14 protein-coding genes are annotated in these 15,842 nt (G+C 71.8%); 11 read left to right on the top strand and 3 right to left on the bottom strand.

The genetic code is table 11. The annotated features are described in order from the left end of the window. Positions 1–111 precede the first annotated feature (111 nt). The 8 genes from ABZ312_RS38910 (at position 112) to ABZ312_RS38875 (ending at position 9,787) form a co-directional block, all read left to right on the top strand. Positions 112–507 (top strand): hypothetical protein, encoded by a 396-nt coding sequence (locus ABZ312_RS38910; RefSeq protein ID WP_500439755.1) that lies wholly within the window; start codon positions 112–114, stop codon positions 505–507. 752 nt (positions 508–1,259) lie between these two features. Continuing rightward, positions 1,260–4,781 carry a type II toxin-antitoxin system prevent-host-death family antitoxin gene (locus ABZ312_RS38905; protein WP_500439754.1) on the top strand — a complete coding sequence of 1,174 codons (3,522 nt, stop codon included), beginning with the start codon at positions 1,260–1,262 and terminating at the stop codon, positions 4,779–4,781. Continuing rightward, positions 4,778–5,377 carry a telomere-protecting terminal protein Tpg gene (tpg, locus tag ABZ312_RS38900; RefSeq protein WP_500439753.1) on the top strand — a complete coding sequence of 200 codons (600 nt, stop codon included), beginning with the start codon at positions 4,778–4,780 and terminating at the stop codon, positions 5,375–5,377. The genes ABZ312_RS38905 and tpg overlap by 4 nt, the downstream gene beginning before the upstream one ends. A 91-nt stretch (positions 5,378–5,468) precedes the next feature. After that, a complete protein-coding gene (locus ABZ312_RS38895; protein WP_500439752.1) occupies positions 5,469–7,748 on the top strand; it encodes a helicase associated domain-containing protein in 2,280 nt (759 codons plus the stop codon). 75 nt (positions 7,749–7,823) lie between these two features. Continuing rightward, a complete protein-coding gene (locus ABZ312_RS38890) occupies positions 7,824–8,171 on the top strand; it encodes a hypothetical protein (RefSeq protein ID WP_500439751.1) in 348 nt (115 codons plus the stop codon). Positions 8,172–8,329: 158 nt separating this feature from the next. Continuing rightward, positions 8,330–8,596, top strand: coding sequence for a hypothetical protein (locus ABZ312_RS38885; protein WP_500439750.1), 267 nt, complete (start codon positions 8,330–8,332; stop codon positions 8,594–8,596). A gap of 131 nt (positions 8,597–8,727) precedes the next feature. Further along, complete coding sequence (locus ABZ312_RS38880) at positions 8,728–9,261, top strand: hypothetical protein (RefSeq protein ID WP_500439749.1); 534 nt, start codon at positions 8,728–8,730, stop codon at positions 9,259–9,261. 88 nt (positions 9,262–9,349) lie between these two features. Then, entirely contained in the window at positions 9,350–9,787 is a 438-nt protein-coding gene (locus ABZ312_RS38875; protein WP_500439748.1) for a hypothetical protein, read from the top strand. Positions 9,788–10,291: 504 nt separating this feature from the next. Here ABZ312_RS38875 and ABZ312_RS38870 read toward each other — a convergent pair. Beyond that, positions 10,292–10,552 carry a hypothetical protein gene (locus ABZ312_RS38870; RefSeq protein WP_500439747.1) on the bottom strand — a complete coding sequence of 87 codons (261 nt, stop codon included), beginning with the start codon at positions 10,550–10,552 and terminating at the stop codon, positions 10,292–10,294. Positions 10,553–10,673: 121 nt separating this feature from the next. Between ABZ312_RS38870 and ABZ312_RS38865 the strand changes: the two genes are divergently transcribed. The 3 genes from ABZ312_RS38865 to ABZ312_RS38855 all read left to right on the top strand — a co-directional run bounded on the left by ABZ312_RS38865 (position 10,674) and on the right by ABZ312_RS38855 (position 13,761). Next, positions 10,674–11,774 (top strand): hypothetical protein, encoded by a 1,101-nt coding sequence (locus ABZ312_RS38865; RefSeq protein ID WP_500439746.1) that lies wholly within the window; start codon positions 10,674–10,676, stop codon positions 11,772–11,774. A gap of 828 nt (positions 11,775–12,602) precedes the next feature. Continuing rightward, positions 12,603–12,941 (top strand): hypothetical protein, encoded by a 339-nt coding sequence (locus tag ABZ312_RS38860; protein WP_500439745.1) that lies wholly within the window; start codon positions 12,603–12,605, stop codon positions 12,939–12,941. A gap of 1 nt (position 12,942) precedes the next feature. Further along, positions 12,943–13,761 carry a helix-turn-helix domain-containing protein gene (locus ABZ312_RS38855; RefSeq protein WP_500439744.1) on the top strand — a complete coding sequence of 273 codons (819 nt, stop codon included), beginning with the start codon at positions 12,943–12,945 and terminating at the stop codon, positions 13,759–13,761. A gap of 168 nt (positions 13,762–13,929) precedes the next feature. On the opposite strand, the gene ABZ312_RS38850 is transcribed toward ABZ312_RS38855, so the two are convergent. Both ABZ312_RS38850 and ABZ312_RS38845 read right to left on the bottom strand, forming a co-directional pair. Further along, positions 13,930–14,328: a hypothetical protein gene (locus ABZ312_RS38850; RefSeq protein WP_500439743.1), complete on the bottom strand. Its 399-nt coding sequence runs from the start codon at positions 14,326–14,328 to the stop codon at positions 13,930–13,932. Between the two features lie 51 nt (positions 14,329–14,379). Then, complete coding sequence (locus ABZ312_RS38845; RefSeq protein ID WP_500439742.1) at positions 14,380–15,633, bottom strand: hypothetical protein; 1,254 nt, start codon at positions 15,631–15,633, stop codon at positions 14,380–14,382. Between the last annotated feature and the right edge of the window lie 209 nt (positions 15,634–15,842).

The raw sequence follows: 15,842 nt of genomic DNA, 5'->3' as shown, positions 1-15,842 counted from the left end.
GCGGAAGCGGAACCCATAGAAGCGGAGGACGGGCCCGTCGGAGAACCTCCCGAAGCACACACGGCCGAACCAGCACGCCGGGTGTCCCGGTCACTTCTCCTCGGCGGGGTCATGCTGCTCGCCATCTCGGCGGCGGTCATTGCCCTGACTGTCCACTCCGGCAAGGAGGAAACGCAGGAAGCGCCGATCTCGACATACGACGTCGTCTACACCGTCACCGGCACAGCGAACGTGAGCCTTTCGGTCAGCAAGGGCGGAGGGACATCCCTACACGCAGGCGAGCTCACCCCCACCAACTTGCCCTGGAGCAAGCACATCTCCATGCCTGCGGACGGAACGGCCCCGACCGTGGAGATCCTCCTCGGCGAGAAGGGCGGCCACGCTGAGTGCGCCTTGAGCATCCACGGCCGACTGGCATCCCGCTCTGTGGCGGATGGCGCCTTCGGCCGCGCCACCTGCAGTGCAGCTGCTCCGACTACAGCACCTCCAACCTCCCCTGGCTCCTGAAAAGCCGCGGTCTTAGTCGCCGTACCGCCTGGCACTGACTGCCCAGGCAAACCACGCGCCGGCCACGCCTAGGAGGGGGTGGCCGGCGCGGTGACGGCAGTATGTTGGGGTATACGCGGGAGGCTTCGCGTTCTCCGCGCTCGGTCAGTTCCAGGTTGGGTCGGCAACGAACTTGTCCGCCTCCGCCTCGCCCTCCCTCTGCGGAGGCCGAGCGCGGTTCGGGATCACCTATGACTTCAACCCTGTCGTTACAAAATCCTGGCGTCTTATGTACCGTCAGGCTAAAGTGGTCGGTAGACGTTACATCTTTAAGTGGCGTGTGTAGCCTGCTTGCCGCTTTGTGTTCTTGGAGTTCTCGGGTGTCTTCCTCGCGTTCGTCTCATGTCGCCGGTCAGGCGGCTTCTGGCACTCCCGCTCCGGAGGGTCCCGCCAACAGCGACGCGCCTGCAGCCTCGACCGATGCGGCTCCCCGGTGGGCGGGGACCTGGCCTATGAGTTTTCCGACGCCTGCCGCCCCGTCCGCACCAGCCATGGCGGCCACCGGGAAAGCCAGCCGCCGACACGGCGAGGACCCTGAACCCGGAGTATTCGACGCCCCGTTGGCCGCGCCGGGAACAACCTCTTCTGCCTCTGCTCTGGAAGCGCCAGGCGCTCCGGCGACGCTGCACGAGGCGCGCAGCGCGCTCCCGCAGCTGATCCGCGCCGCTACCGAGGGAAGGCCCACGTCACTGACGCGCGGCCCGCACCATGCAGTGCTCACCACCCCAGCCGAGGCAACCGGACTGGGCTGGGACCTCACCCAAGCCGCAGCGCTCGGAATCACGGACGCCCGCAAGAGGCTCGGCGACTTGATTCAGCGCGCCGCCGAGGGCCACCCTCAGGTCCTGCGCCGCCACAACACCCCCGTTGCCGTACTGCTCCCCGCAGCCGCGAACGTCACGGCGGTCCCGGACTCCACCGCGCTGCCGAAAAGCCAGCAGCCCGCCTGGGAAGCCGCGTCGGCCACACCGACCGCCTCGGCTCCGACGGTTCCGTCGACCACCCACACCATCGGCGATGTTCCACAGGTGGTGACGCGCAACGCCGAGCCGGTCGCCGTGGTGGCGGAGGCTGCCGCCACCACCCCGCCCCCCGCCGTCAGTCACCGAGATCGGCAGAGTCCGGGCCGGGCGGTGGTCGCGCCGGACGTGCTGGCCGTGCCTGCCCGCGAGGGGGTGTCGTTCGGACTGCCGTCGCTGGCGGTGGCCGGGCAGGCGCTCACGCCGGGACGGCTCGCCGTGGTCGCCGCCCGTCAGGGTGCCGGGGGGAGCCTGTTGGCGATCGCCGCTGCCCGGGCCACCGCGCTGGGTGAGGGGGGCACGGTGCTGTATGCGGCGTCGGGTCTTTCTCGCCGGGACGTGGCGCTGCGCCTGGTGGCTGCCGAGGCGGGGGTGGACTATCAGCGGCTGCGGGCCGGGACGCTGCCTGCGGATCAACTGGCCGCTGCGCAGGCGGTGTCCGCGCGGCTGGGGCACCCCCTGTACATCGATGACACGGCGGGGATGCGGGCGGAGGAGATCGCCGAGACCGCGGGCGACCTGGAGGACCTCGCGCTGGTGGTGGTCGACCGGTTGCAGGCCAGGCCGGCCGCGCATCTGCCGCTGTCGGGCCAGGCGCTGCCGCAGGCAGCGCGGGTGCTGGCGGAGCTTGCGGCCCGTCTGGCGGTGCCGGTCCTGGCCGTGGTGGACACCGACGACCCCCAGACGGTGACCGCCCTCGACGCCGACGTCACGCTCACCTTGACCCTGCCCGACGCGCACGGCGCGGCCGACGTCGTGGTCGCCGAGCGGGACTTCGGGCCGCTGACGTCGGTGCGGCTGCGCGCGGAGCTGTCCCGTGCCCGCTTCACCGAAGCCGACCCAACCCTGTCCCCGGTCGAGCCGGCCGACCCTGTCCCCACTCGTGTTACCGATGTTCCCAGTGCTGTCCCTGCCGCTGTGCCGGTTGAGGAAAGGATCGTTGCCCCGACGGCCGCATCCGCCGACGCTCCTACCGGCGGGCAGGGGCACGCTCCGATGCCGCGAACGGCGGCCGGGGCGGGCCGGGTGCGGCGTGGGGAGAGCGCGCCGTGCGAGGACTGCGGTGCCCCGACGCCGTACCGGATCGATGGCCGTGCGGCGCACATGCCCGGGTTCTGCCGCTCGCAAGACCAGTCGGCCCCCGCTCCTCAGGTTCCGGAGCCTGCCGCCGTGGCACCAGCAGTGGTGCCCGTACCTGCCGGCGCCGGACAGCCGCACGACGTGTCGGAGTCCGCCCCCGGCCCGGGGGCGGCTGCCGTGGCGCAGCGGGTGGGGGAGTGGCCCGCGGGCACCAAGCGCTCCCGGCCGGTTGCCGCCGACGAGTCGCCCGTGGAGGAGGTACCCGGCGAGGTCGCGGAGCAGGACTTGCAGGCGGAGGTCAACGAGCGGGACCCGAAGGACACCTCGTGGGGTCCGTTTGTTGTGCTGGACGGTGGCGGGACCGCGTATCTGGCCGACGGTGGCACGCTGCGCTGCCCCGCGACGAGTGTGCGGGAGCTTGCGGAGTGGGTGACCCGGCAGCCGGTGGGCACGCCCAGGCTGCACCAGTTCGGCCGGGACAGCGATCCGCTGGTGGTGCTGATGCCTCAGGCGGCCGAGAGGCTCGGGCTGCCGCCGAGCGACGATGCCGAGACCCGCGCCCTGCCCGCCGGTCATCCGGTGCTGGCAGATCTGGCGGCTGGCGGCTGGGTGGTCCCGCGCCGCGGGGACAAGAAGCTTCCCTGGTTCAGCGCGTGGGCCAGGGTGTACCAGCCGCAGGCCAAGGGGCGGCGCTCGGTGCTAATTGCCATCACCCCCTGGGGTGCGCTGAGCCCCTCGTACGGGTGGCCGCTGCCCGTCAAGGACGGGCGTCCGGCGTTCGCCGTCGCGGAGGTGGTGAAGTTCCTGTCTGCCTACAGCCGCCGGGTTGCCACGCCGCTGAGCTCGACCGCGGTGACCGGGCAGGAGCTGATGACTGCGCTGCGGCCTCGTACGCGGCCCTGGCGGGACGAGACGTCGGGGAAGGTGCGCCCGGCGTGGGTGCCCGACGCGCTGCACCTGCCGGTCGACCCGGCCCCGTGCGAGGCCCCTCCCCGGCACCCGCTGACCGTCGGCCGTGACCACACCGATCCGGCGCAGACCCTGTTGGAGGAGGCGCTGCAGTGGTGGCGGATGCCCACCGATGCCGAACGCGGCCTGCCGTACATTGTGTCCCTGGACATCAACATTGCCTTCGGTGCGGCTGCCAACAAGCTGCAGGTGGGCACCTGTGCGCCCTACCACCTGCAGCGGGTGCCGTTCGACAAGAAGCTGCCCGGCAGCTGGCTGTACGACCTGTCCGGCGTGCCGGTCCCCGACGGCATGCCGAGCCCGTTCACCCCCACCGGTGAGCACCCGAGCGGGCCTGCCTGGTACGAGACCCACACCATCGCCTACGCCGTCGAACTGGGCTTCCGGCCGCCGCCGGCGGCCGAGGCGTGGGTGCGCCCGAACGAGCAGCAGGCGAAGCGGCTCGGGCTGGCCCCGCACCCGGCGCCGGTCCTGGACGAGATCCAGCGCCGCCAGCTGCCCAAGGAGCCGCCGCCGGCGTTCGGGAACGCCCCGTACCTGACGCCCTGGTACAACCACCTGCGGGATGCCTACATGGACACCTACGAGGCGCTCGGCATCGGCGAGGGCCTCGCGCCGCAGGAGTTCCTGACGGCGATGGAGCAGCTGAACGACCCCGCCTTCCGCGAGGAGAACGCGACCGAGCTGCAGGTGCTCTCCGCGATCAAGACGACGTTCAAGGGCGCCATCGGCAAGCTCCGCGAGCGCGACCACCGCACCGGCCGCCGTACCGAGGGCAGCCGCTGGCCGGCACTGAACCGGCCGACCTGGCGGCCCGACATCCGGGCCGCGATCATTGCCCGGTCCCGGGTGAACATGCACCGCAAGATCGCCGCCACCCAGGCGGCGACCGGCGCGGTGCCGCTGGCGATCCGCACCGACTGCCTGCTGTACGCCTCAAAGTCCACGGACATGCTGTGGCTGACCGGCCACAGGTCCGGGTTCCAAGTCGGCTGCAACCCCGGCAAGGTCAAGGTCGAGCCGTTCTACTACGACGGCGCCTTCCACAGCCACCAGACCATGGACTGGTATCTGCGCTGGGCCGAGCAAGGCCGCAACCCCGCGAACGAGATGAAGGACAAGACCATGCCGCGTGACAGCGCCGCGGCCCTGGACGGAGGCGAGTGATCCCGGTGAATCCCGTCCACGAGGCCAGCGTCATCGCCGCCCTGAACACCCTCCGCGCCAAAGTCCACGACGACCTGCGAGAGCGCGCTCGCCGGACCCTGCCGGCCCGCCTGGCCGCCCCCCAGGCCCAGGTCGCCTACGTGCACCAGCGCCTGGGAGGCGTCACCCGCGCCACCGCCGACGCCCTGGGGGTGCACCCGGAGACAGTGCGCCGCTGGCTGCGCGGCCTGCGCAAGCACCCCCCGGCCGCGTTCGCCGCCCGCCTGGAAGAGACGGTGCGCGGCCTGTACCGGCCCCGCGTGACCGGCAAGCAGATCGACGCCCACATCACCACCACCGGCCTGCACGCTGACGTCCGCGCCCAGTTCGCTTTCTTCGGGGTGAGCGGCAGCCGCACCGACGACCCGCGCGAGCGGTGGCTGAACGAGGACCTCACCACGGCGACCACCGCGGCCCTACTGGCCGCTCGCACCGCCGCCGACGAAACCCGCGCCCGGGACCTGCTCGGCGCCGGCGTTGCCGAGGCCTACTTCCAGCTCGCCACCGGCATGGACACCGACATGACCGACCTGGCCTTCGTGAAGTTCGAGCTATGACCCGCCCGCCCGCGCCATCCCGCCTGCCGCGCCGGACCCGTCTGCGCCGACCCGCCGGGCGCCCGGACACCCGTGAGGACCCCCGCCCGTGATGAAGCCGGACCCCACCCGCGCGCTTCGGAAGATCCCGGCCAAGTACCAGAAGGCCGCCATCAGCGCCGGGCTGCACGCGGTCTGCTACGGCGGCCGCGCCACCATCGTCTCCGCCTGCGGCACCGGCAAGACCCTCATGGCCTGCCGCATCTGCGAAGACCTCGCCAAATCCGGCCACGCCCGGCGCCGCCTGGTCCTGGTGCCCACCCTCGACCTGCTCGTGCAGACCGTCGACGCCTACCAAGCGGACAGCGCCCGCATGGGCGACATCTACGCGGTGTGCAGCCCCGTGGCAGCGCTCACCGAACGCGGCATCGACCACACCACCGACGCCAGCGTGCTCGCCGACTGGCTGAACGACAGCTCCCACTACACCGTCTTCGCCACCTACGCCTCCCTGGTCGAGGCCGACGCCCAGATGGGCGCAGTCATCACCGCCCACAAGACCGACGCCATCCCCACCTGGGATCTGATCATCTGCGACGAGGCCCACCGCACCTCCGGCAGCCTCGGCAAGGCCTGGGCCGCCGTCCACGACGACGCCCGCATCCCCGCCCGGCGTCGCCTGTACTTCACCGCCACCCCCCGCATCTGGACCACCGACCCCACCTACGCCGAAGGCCTCGACGTCGCCGGGACCACCGGCCCCTACCTCGCGGCCTCCATGGACGACGAGGAAACCTTCGGCCCCACCGTCTTCCGCATGATGCTCAGCGAGGCCATCGCGCTCGGCCTGGCCAGGGACTACCGCGTGGTCATGACCGCCGTCGACCACCCCACCCTCCAAGGCGCCCTGCGCCGCACCCGCGCCGCCACCGCCACCGACGTCCTGGCCCAGCTCAGCCTCGCCACCGCCGTCCTGAAGACCTGCGCGGTCCACGACCTGAAGAAGCTGATCACCTTCCACAAGGAGATCAAAGACTCCGAGGCCTTCATCACCCGCCTCATCCAGACCGCCGACGCCCTCACCGGCGAGACCGCCGAGGCAGCCGATGGCAGCGGCCCGCGCCCGCTGCGTCCGGACAGCCTGTGGGCCCGCGCCATCCACCAACGCACCCCCGACCGGCACCAGCTGCTGGACGAATTCGGCGCCGACCTGGTCCAAGCCGCCCTCAAGGTCCTGGCCAACTCCAGGCTCCTGGGGGAGGGATACAACGCGCCGACCGTGGACGGGTTGGTCTTCGCGTCCCCCAAGGGTTCCGTCACCGACGTCGTGCAGGCCCTCGGCCGCGCGGTGCGCCTGCACCCGACCAGCACCGACAAGGCCACGCTGATCGTGCCGATCTACCTCGCCCCCGGCGAGGACCCCACCGACCTGATGCAAACGGATGCCTACAGGCCGCTGTACGAGATCCTCCTGGCGCTGCGGTCCCACGACCTGCGTATCGCCGACCGGCTGCCCACCACCGAACTGAAAGCCACCCCCGGCCAGGACGAGCCCGAAACCGAGCCCGGCGAGGCCACCTACCCCGGGGGCGGGGCGGCCGGCACCGGCGAGGCCGCCGAGGAAAAGGTGGCCGCGCCGCTGCCCACACAGCCTGCCGGGGAGCCGCCGTTCGGCCCGCAGGTGCCCGAGCTGCCAGAGGTCGTCGGCACCGACGGGCAGCAGATCACCCCCCGCGAGCTCGCCCAGGTGCTGCACCTGCGCGTCCTGCACCCGCCGGCCGTCACCGAGAACTGGCGGGACATGGCGATCGTGGCCATGAACTTCTTCCACACCAACGGCCACCTCGCGGTCACCCCCGCGCAGGCCAAGGCGCTGAACAGCGACCCGCACCGGGTCAGCCTGGACGCCTGGCTGTCCAGTCAACGCACCGCCTACCGCCGCGGCGAACTCCACCACTGGCAGATCACAGCGCTGGAGCACTGGGGCATGCAGTGGGACCCCCGCAAGGACAACGACGAGGTCCTCATCACCCACGCCGAGACCTACGCCCGCGAACACGGCGGCCTCAACGTCGCCAAGTCCTACGTCACCGCCGACGGCTTCCCGTTCGGCGAGCGCATGTCCAACCATCGCAACCGGCTGGGCAATAACAACCCCAACCAGTGGGTCGTCGCCGAGCTGAACCGTATCGACCCGCACTGGGCCCCGGCCTGGGACTACGGCTGGCAGCGCTACTGCCAGCAGGCCCGCCTGCGCCTCAGCAAGGGCGAGCCCCTGACCCAGTCCGGCGACGGCCGTGCCTACCGCGCCTGGCTCCGCGACCCCGGCACCCACCTCAAGCCCGGCCAGCTCGAGCAGCTGCAGGAACTCGGGCTCGCCACGGTCGCCTGAGGCGGCCCGACGCGGCCCCGTCGGCGCCGTGCCCGGCTGACGCCTCCTCACGCCGGGACCTGCAAGGATGCGGCCGTGAGCTACGACCTGGCCGTGTGGGAAGGCGAGCGCCCGCTCGATGACGCCGAAGCGGGCGCGATCTACGACGAGCTCTACGGGCGCTATCTGGATTCCGAGGACGCGGTCGTACCACCGTCGCCACGCATCGACGCCTACGTCGAGGCGCTCGTCGAGCGATACCCCGACGACGTGCCGCGAAGCCCGTGGGCGTCACCACCGGTCATCGACGAGGCCTCGGGCCCGATCGTGTACCTGCTCATGACCTACAGCAGGGCCGAGGAGGTGTCCGCGTACGCCGCCGCGCTGGCTCGCGACCACGGGCTGATCTGCTTCGATCCCCAAGAAGAGGCCCTACGGCGCTGAACCGCTTGGCAGTGGCCGGCCCTGCGGAGGAAGCCTGCCCCGCGGGGCCCCGGCCGGAAGACCGCGGCCGTCCCGCAGCAGGGTGATCACGCCAACACGCGCCTGGTCCGGCGCAACGCGACGAGCCTGCTGTCGGCCCCCGGTGGCAGGCTGACGGGATGGACGAGCTGATGCCGCGCCGGGTCTACGGCACCGACACCGACGACCCGCACCCAGGACCGCGCCCCGGGCACATCTACCGGGAACTGTACGGCGGCCCGCTGGACGGACTGCTGCTGGACATCACCGGCTGGACCGAGACCGAACGAGCTGCCGGTGCCCCGCTGCGCACCGACATCGGCCGGTTCGGGCTGGGCGGGCGCGGTGTGTACGGGCCGCGGTCGGCCGACCCGGCCCGCTGGGACTGGCAGGGCGACGCTCGCTGACCCGGGCGGCCCCTTGCGGTACCGACAGCGCCCGACGGTAGGCCCGTTTCGGCCCATCGCCCGACGCATGACAGGCCTCAGTCCCGTCGAAGCGGGGGCCGCTCCCGGCCAGGCGTGGCACCCTGCTGCGCATGCACGACAGCGATCGCGGTGCCGCTCCAGCGGCTGTGCCCGGCCCGGGGGAGTACCTGCACGGTCTCGCCGCCTACCGGGGGGCGCGCCGGACGCTGCTGGCGATGCTCGGCGTGGAGCAGTCGAACCGGGATCCTTTGTCGGAGTTTGCGGAGCGCTTCGTGGCCGCTTTATGGGGCGGGCGGCTCGCGGTGTCTCGTGTCCAGGCGGACTACGACATCGAGTCCCCGGACGGGGAGAAGGTCCAGGTCAAGTACCTCGCCAATGCGTCCGTTCCCTGGGTGAACGAGCACCTGGTGCACAGCATCCCCGGGGTGGACTGGTACGTCCTGGTGCTGTTCGAGGCCTTTGAGGTGGCTGGTGTGGTCGGCTTCCCGCCCGATCTCACGGCGATCTGCGCAGCCTTGGGTAAACAGCATCCGCACCAGGAGCGCCACCTGCAGTTCACCCGCCGCAACTGGCTGACCATCCGGGACCATGCCGAGGCCTACCGGGCGCTCGGCATGCGCATCTGGCTGCCTCCCTTCACCTGAGCGCTGGCCGCCGATCCTGGTGGCCGCCGACAACGTCGGGGAGAGCCCTGCACGCTGGTGGTACGCCTGCTGCGGTTACGCTCCCGGCATGACCAGCGAGCAGGGGGCCGGCCCGATACGGCGCAGACCGTGGGACGTGGCTGCGGAGACAGCCTGGGGCATGCTCTTGTGTCTCGTTCCCCTGGGACTCTTGGCGCTGGTCGCTTGGCCTCTTGGCTGGCTGCCGGACAGCCTCAGCCCGGTGTGCACCGCGGTTGTCGTGGGAGGAGGTCGGCCCGTCGCCGACCTGTACCGGGCCCAGCCTCCGGGCCGGCGCTCTGGCGTTGTCGCGATCCTCTTCACCATGGTGGCGCTGGCAGCGGCAGGCAGCGCGGCAGCGTCGTGGATCTCGCCCAGCGCCGAAGACCTCGGGTTCAACCTGGGCGCGCTCATGGGTCTGCCCCTCGGGGCGGCTGTGTTCGTGTGGAGGATCAACCGGAGCAGTCGAGCGGTGAGTAGCCCATCAGAGGAGGGTGTGGCTGCATGACAGCGACCGACAGCACCCTTTCCGCCGCTCAGGGATAGACGCGGACGGGGTCCAGGCACCGGTGGAGCTCAGGGGACGGTGCCGGCCCCGGGCGGCCCACATCGGGTTGTTGAGCACGGCGGCCACTCGCTGCGTGTCGTTGCGGCCGTACTGACTCATCTGCGAGCCCTGGCCTGCTGTGACCCTGTGCGGCACCACTCAAGTAACTCAAGCTGCCCTGTTCACCGCCTTCGCCCGGCGCCCGGCCCTACGATCCGGCTCGGCGCCTTGTATGAAGCCCGTCGGGCCGACCGCCGCGCGGATCGCTTCCTCGCAGGCAGTCCCGTGCAGCGAGTTCTTCGTGAACGGTCACGCCATCGATCAACGCGGCCCGAGGCTCCAACGGCTCTCGGGTCCCGTCGGCCGAGTGATTTCAGGTTTCGTCGAGGCCCCTGCGCTGGGTGGGGTTGCGAAGCTGCCCGTCACCCTTGTGAACACCCTCTGCACGGCCCTGGTCAGCTCCCATCACTGGGGCGAGTACCAGGGGATCAGGCGGAGCAGGAGGTCGAGGGTGCGGGCGGCGGCCCGGCGAGTGTCCGGGTTTCGGGCGAAGGCCGCACCGAGCGCCACGGCAGCCAGCACGACCAGATACCCCAGGACCGCCACGCCGGCGGTGATCGTTGCGGTCCGCCCGGCGGGCAGGGCTGCCAGCCCGGTCAGCCCGGCCACTGGCGGCAGCGCCGCCAGGGTGCGGCGCCGCGGCCGCCGTGAACCCCCGCTTGCCATGAGGTGCTCCTGTCCCTTGTCGCCCCGGTGGCCGGATGCCTGCCGGGGTCTGCTGATCTCAGTCAGCCAGAGCCGGCATTTTTCAATCCCGGCCACTTCGCGGGGTTCTAAGATCCGGGGCATGGCACGCAGCGGACCCAGCCCGGCCGACCGGGAGCTGATCGCCCGGCTTGCGGAGCAGGGACTGCAGGTCTCCCTGACGCAGCTCGAGCGGTGGCGCCGCGCAGGCCTGCTGCCACGCCATGAACGCCGCTATCCCGGCCGGGGCCGAGGCTCGGTGGCGGTCCTTCACCCGGCCACCGTCCGGATCGCCGCTGTCCTGGCCCGGCACGCCCGTCAGGGCCGGGACCTGCGCTGGGCGGTGCTGGACTGGTTCGCCGAAGCCGGCCGCGCCCCGGAGGCGCCCGAGCCGCCGGATCACGCGGTGTGTGCCGCAGTGGTGTGGGCCATCGAAAACAGCCCGATCCAGCGCCTGCTCCAACAAGCCCGCGCAGCACACACCGAGCAGCTGCAGGACGCCTTCTACGCCGCGGCCGAGGCCATCGTGCCCGCCGGGACCCCGGGCGTGGACGTGGCGGCCGTGCGGGCAAGCTTGCTGGGCGCAGGCGATGTCCCGCCCGAAGCCCTCGAGCGCGGGGAAGGGCGGGGCCTGGCGCATCTGATCGCCGTCCTGGGCATGGGCTACCGGGAAGTGGGCGCCGACGCCCTCGCGCTGGCGATGGCCTCCACCGGCGCGTTTCCGCAGATGTCAGCCGAGACCTGGGCGGAGGTCCTCACCGATCTGGAACTCACCGGCGCCCTGAACGACCCGCTCGCCGAGGCCGCCCGCACCGACCCGCTCGCCACCGCCCGCAACGTCACCGCCGACGACCTCCGAGCCGCGCGCGCCGTGTACTACTTCCTGGCCGCCGTCGGCTGGTTCCTGCTGATGCACGCCCTGCTGATGCCCGACACCCCGGCACAGGCGGCGCTGCGCGCCACGGTGGAGCAGATGGGGATGACGTCGACGCTGATGGGGTTCGCCACGGGGCACCGCAACCCGCGCACCGTCGCCGATCACCTCGTCGCCTGCCTCCAGCCGGACCTTGTCCGCATGCATGACGTGCTGCTCGAGCAGGTCGTCAGCGGACCGTCCCTGATGGACCGCAGCGGCGGACAAGCACCGCACGACCCCGACCGGTTCATGAAGGACTGGATTGCCACCATCACCGCCCTGACGTGACACGGCCCGCACGAGTCCGCCCGACCAAGCGCCGGAGGGCCGTCACGGGTGCTGAGCCATCTCCCCTGGTGAAGGGTCTGCCGAGCGGCGCGGTCTCCGGCGCGGGCACGACGGCGCCCATCAGCAGCCTGGCAGCTACGGGACCGGTCCCGCGTAGCCGCCGCGGGTGCTGTTGCGCGCTGCCGAACGCGGCGACTTCGTCGCGCACGATGCCGGACGCGGACATGCGGACAGCCGGCCCGCACGAGGCGGTACCGGCTTAAGGTCCGCAGGCCGTGCGCCAACACGGTGATCTGCGTAAGTCGCGTGCCTCGTAGCGTGGTTGGAACCAGAGCAATCAGGCGACGCCATGCGGAAAGCAGCGCGATGGCCGCTTTCTTTCTATCTATCTTTCTCTCTTTGTCCTCAAGGTGCGCCTCCGCTAACGGAGTTCGTACCTCGATTCACGCCGCCCATAATGACTACCAGAGAGGGAGAGTGGCAACACGATCTGGGTCACACGCTGCGGAATCGCTCCCCCCATGGTGACGCACGAGCATCGGTGCGGCGATTTCCACCCGGATGACCAGGAGTTTCGTCGCAATCCGCAGCGGCGCGGTCACGGGTCGACGAGCCCGTTCGACCATTGGGCGCAAACCTGATGGCTGGGATACCAGGCGCGGAATCGGCCGGAACGGGGCTCTGCGGACTCGGGGTTGAACCTTGCTCCTGGGATGATGGCCACGTAGCGCCGGAAGACCGAGCGGGTGACGCCAATAGCCCGCCACGGAGCCGGTTCGCGTTGGAACCAGCCCCGGCCCGGCCGGGGCGCAGAGCAGAGGATTCAAGTTGACCCCGTTCAACGGCACCCCGATGCCGCCGCACCCGCACAACCCTGCGCCCATGCACGCCATGGCGCTGGAGACCCCGCCCTACGCACCGCCGCCCGGCGGAGGCGCCCCGGCCGGGCGGCTCAGCACCGCCGAGGCGATCGTCATCGCCGTCATCTTCGGCTTCATCTTCACCGCGACCGTGGTGCTGGCCCTGCACGGGATGCCGCTCAGCGACGTGATGAAGCTGATCGGCGCCACCGGGGCGATCGCGGCGGCTGCCGCGGCGACCGCCATGGGCCGGATCTCCCCGCGCCGCTGGGCGAAGAAGCTCAGCAAGCTCGCGCAGGACGACTGACATGGGACGCACCACGAAGCCGGTGGTCAGCACCATCCCCGCCGTCGGCAAGCTGGCCGACTACCAGCGCCAGCTCCGGGCCCGCGCAGGCCTGACATACGACCAGCTCGCTGCCCTCACCGGCCTGTCAGCGACCACGCTGCGCGACGCCGCCAACGGCAAAAAGCCCCCGCCCAAGCCCACGACGGTGGTGGCGGCGGTCACCGCGTGCGGCGGCTCGGCCCAGGTCGCCACCGACCTGTGGAGGGAAGCCCGCTACCACCACCGCCTGAAGGACAACCCCCGCCCCCCGGCCCCGGCCCTGCGCCTGGTGCGCAGCGAGGCCGACCTGTCCGCCGCGCTGGTCGAGCTCTACGAGAAGGCCGGCGCCCCCACGATGGCGGCCATGGAGGAGCAGGCCGGCGGCCACGGCCGGCTCGGGCACTCCACCGCCCACCGCATCGTCACGCGGCGGACTCTGCCGGGCACCCGGCAGCAGCTTGAGGCCTTCCTCGACGCGGTCGACCTGAAGCAGCCCGCGGCCCGGCGCCGCTGGCTGCAGACGTGGGACCGAGTGATGGAACCCACTCAGCCGACGGGCAGCTCCGTGAAGGACATCTTCCGGGTGCTGCTCTCCCCACCCCGCGACTCGAAGGAGTTCATCCCGTACACCGGGTTCAGCCGCCGCCTCGCGGAAGCCCAGGCGGCCATGGCCGGCGACCTCGCCGCGTACGAGGCCTACCTGGCCGAGCTGGGCGTCAAGCAGCAGGACAAGGAGCACTGGCTCCTGCTGTGGTCGAACCGTCGACGCTCTGTCGCTTCGGCGTCACCCGCAGCCTGACCCACCTGGCGCACCCCGGGGCTGAGAGGCTCGCCCCCGGGGTGCGCCGTGCCGTGCACGGACGCCGGTCCCGGGCACGAGACGTACGACGCGGTTCGCGACGCGGCCGCGGAGCTCGGCGTGGGCCTGGTCCGGCCCCAGCAGCTACCGCGCGGACCCCGGTGACGGCTACCGGCTGTCCCACAGGCGGTGCAGGGACGCCGCGTCGGCCTCCAGGACGTCGCGCAGGGCGGCGTCGTCGTCGGGGACGATCAGCCCGAGGTTGGCGGCGGACTGCCGGTACGCCGCCACCGTGCCGGGGTCACCGGCCGCCAGCAGCGTGGACAGGGGCGGCTGGTCGGCCTCGGTGGCGCGGTCGACCAGGAGCACCACCCGCTCCTGCTCCTGCGGGGAGAGCCGGGGGAGCGCGGACCCCAGCTGCCGGCGCAGCCGGTTCCAGGAGGTGACGCCTTGCTGCCGGGCGGTCTTCAGCAGCGCCCCGCGAACGGCCTTGGCCACCACGGCGAGGTCCTGCGCGGAGCGCTCCACGGCGACCGGAGTCCGCACCGGACGGTCCGGGACCGGCACCACGCCTCCTCGCTGCTCCGGCTGGCGTCCCCGCTGCCCTGCTCGGCGTCCCTACTGGTCCGGCTGGCGGTCGCGCGGCCGCCCCGCGGCGCCCGCCTCCCGGCCCGACGCGGCACCCGGGCCCGTGCCCTTGCCCGCTCGAGGGACCCGCTTGGGCGGCCGGAAACGGTCCAGGAACCGCAGGGCCTCGCTCATCAGGTCCGTCTGCGCCAGGGACAGACGATGACCCTGCTGCTCCAAGGTGGTGGCCTGCTGCACCATCGACCTGGTCTCCTCGACCCGGTGCCCGTCCAACGCCTGCCGCAGGCGGGTGAAGACCACCTGCCGCAGCCGGTCCTTCTGCTCCAGCCAGCGGCCGGCCGCCACGATCGCAGCGCGCAGCCGGCCGTGGTCATCCCCGTGGAGCTGCACCAGGAGCCTCTCGCCCTGCTCGCACAGCGCCTCCACCTCTGCGACGTGACTGGCCCGCTGAGCGCTGGCCAGCCGCAACACCAGCCGGGTGACCTGCGCCGAGATCCCCGAACCCGCTGACGCGGACGCCCGCTTGGCCCGAGGCGCCTCGGCCGCCACGACGGGCTCGGCGCGCGGCACCGGCGGCGCCGCGGCGGCCTGCTGCCACCGCTGCCGCAGCTCCGCGACGGTCGGCGTCACCAACCCGTCCGGCGTCATCGTGCACTCCTCCAGCGCGAACCAGTCGGTACCCCGGCCCAGCGCCTCGGTACCGATCTGCATCCGGCGGCACGGCCCGTCACTGTAGAACCGGACCCGGTTGACGTACCGGCGCCGGGCCAGCGTCTCGGAGCCCACCTGAACGCCGGGCCCGAGCACCGTCTCGGTGCCGTCCCCGATGTCCCACCGCACCGGCACCTGGGCGTTGATGTGCACCCGCAGCCGCATACCGCCCTCGACATGGAGATCGACCACCGACCCGACCGGCGCGCCGGCGTGCCGGGCGAAGTGGAAGTGCGCGTCCTGGCCCTGCTCGCGCAACCACGCGGTCGCGGCCGCTTTGAAGTACAGGTGATCCGCGCTGCCCACACCCCTAGAAGCGCGCGAGCAGACCGTCGGCAGCCCATCGGGGTCGGGGTAGTGCGCGAAATGGCACACCCGGTCGGTGTACAGCTTCGTCGTCAACTGCCCACCGCAGCCGCCGAGCAGCACCCCGCACCAGTACGTCGCCCCCTGGTATAGGTGCCGGAAGACGTCCAGCTCGAACGCCTCCTGCGGTAGCGCCAGCGGCTCGTCGGACTCCTTGTGACCCAGCACCGCCGTCTGGATCCGCCGTGTGTCCCCTCTTGCGGCCATCCCCGGCCCCCTCACCATCGACACGCCCACGCCCCTGGCCGGTACCACCCCGGACCGGCTGGCACCGATGCTCGCATCCTTCACTGACAAACGCGCCCCATCCGGACGCCCCGAACCGAACCGCGTACCGCTGCTCATCACGACCGCAAGGCCCCAGTGGGCGCACACCGCGGCAATCGAGCGCCGTCGACGCCCAGTCTGGATCCATG

It is taken from the genome of Streptomyces sp. NPDC006207, from assembly GCF_040613835.1.
Taxonomy (GTDB): domain Bacteria; phylum Actinomycetota; class Actinomycetes; order Streptomycetales; family Streptomycetaceae; genus Actinacidiphila.
This window is presented reverse-complemented; position numbering and strand designations above follow the sequence as displayed.

Bases quoted from the DNA above. Each gene is read 5' to 3' on its own strand.
- ABZ312_RS38880 (WP_500439749.1), top strand. From the start codon at position 8,728: ATGCACGACAGCGATCGCGGTGCCGCTCCAGCGGCTGTGCCCGGCCCG.
- ABZ312_RS38875 (WP_500439748.1), top strand. From the start codon at position 9,350: ATGACCAGCGAGCAGGGGGCCGGCCCGATACGGCGCAGACCGTGGGAC.
- ABZ312_RS38855 (WP_500439744.1), top strand. From the start codon at position 12,943: ATGGGACGCACCACGAAGCCGGTGGTCAGCACCATCCCCGCCGTCGGC.
- ABZ312_RS38845 (WP_500439742.1), bottom strand. From the start codon at position 15,633: ATGGCCGCAAGAGGGGACACACGGCGGATCCAGACGGCGGTGCTGGGT.
- ABZ312_RS38895 (WP_500439752.1), top strand. From the start codon at position 5,469: ATGAAGCCGGACCCCACCCGCGCGCTTCGGAAGATCCCGGCCAAGTAC.
- ABZ312_RS38910 (WP_500439755.1), top strand. From the start codon at position 112: ATGCTGCTCGCCATCTCGGCGGCGGTCATTGCCCTGACTGTCCACTCC.
- ABZ312_RS38870 (WP_500439747.1), bottom strand. From the start codon at position 10,552: ATGGCAAGCGGGGGTTCACGGCGGCCGCGGCGCCGCACCCTGGCGGCG.
- ABZ312_RS38885 (WP_500439750.1), top strand. From the start codon at position 8,330: ATGGACGAGCTGATGCCGCGCCGGGTCTACGGCACCGACACCGACGAC.
- ABZ312_RS38865 (WP_500439746.1), top strand. From the start codon at position 10,674: ATGGCACGCAGCGGACCCAGCCCGGCCGACCGGGAGCTGATCGCCCGG.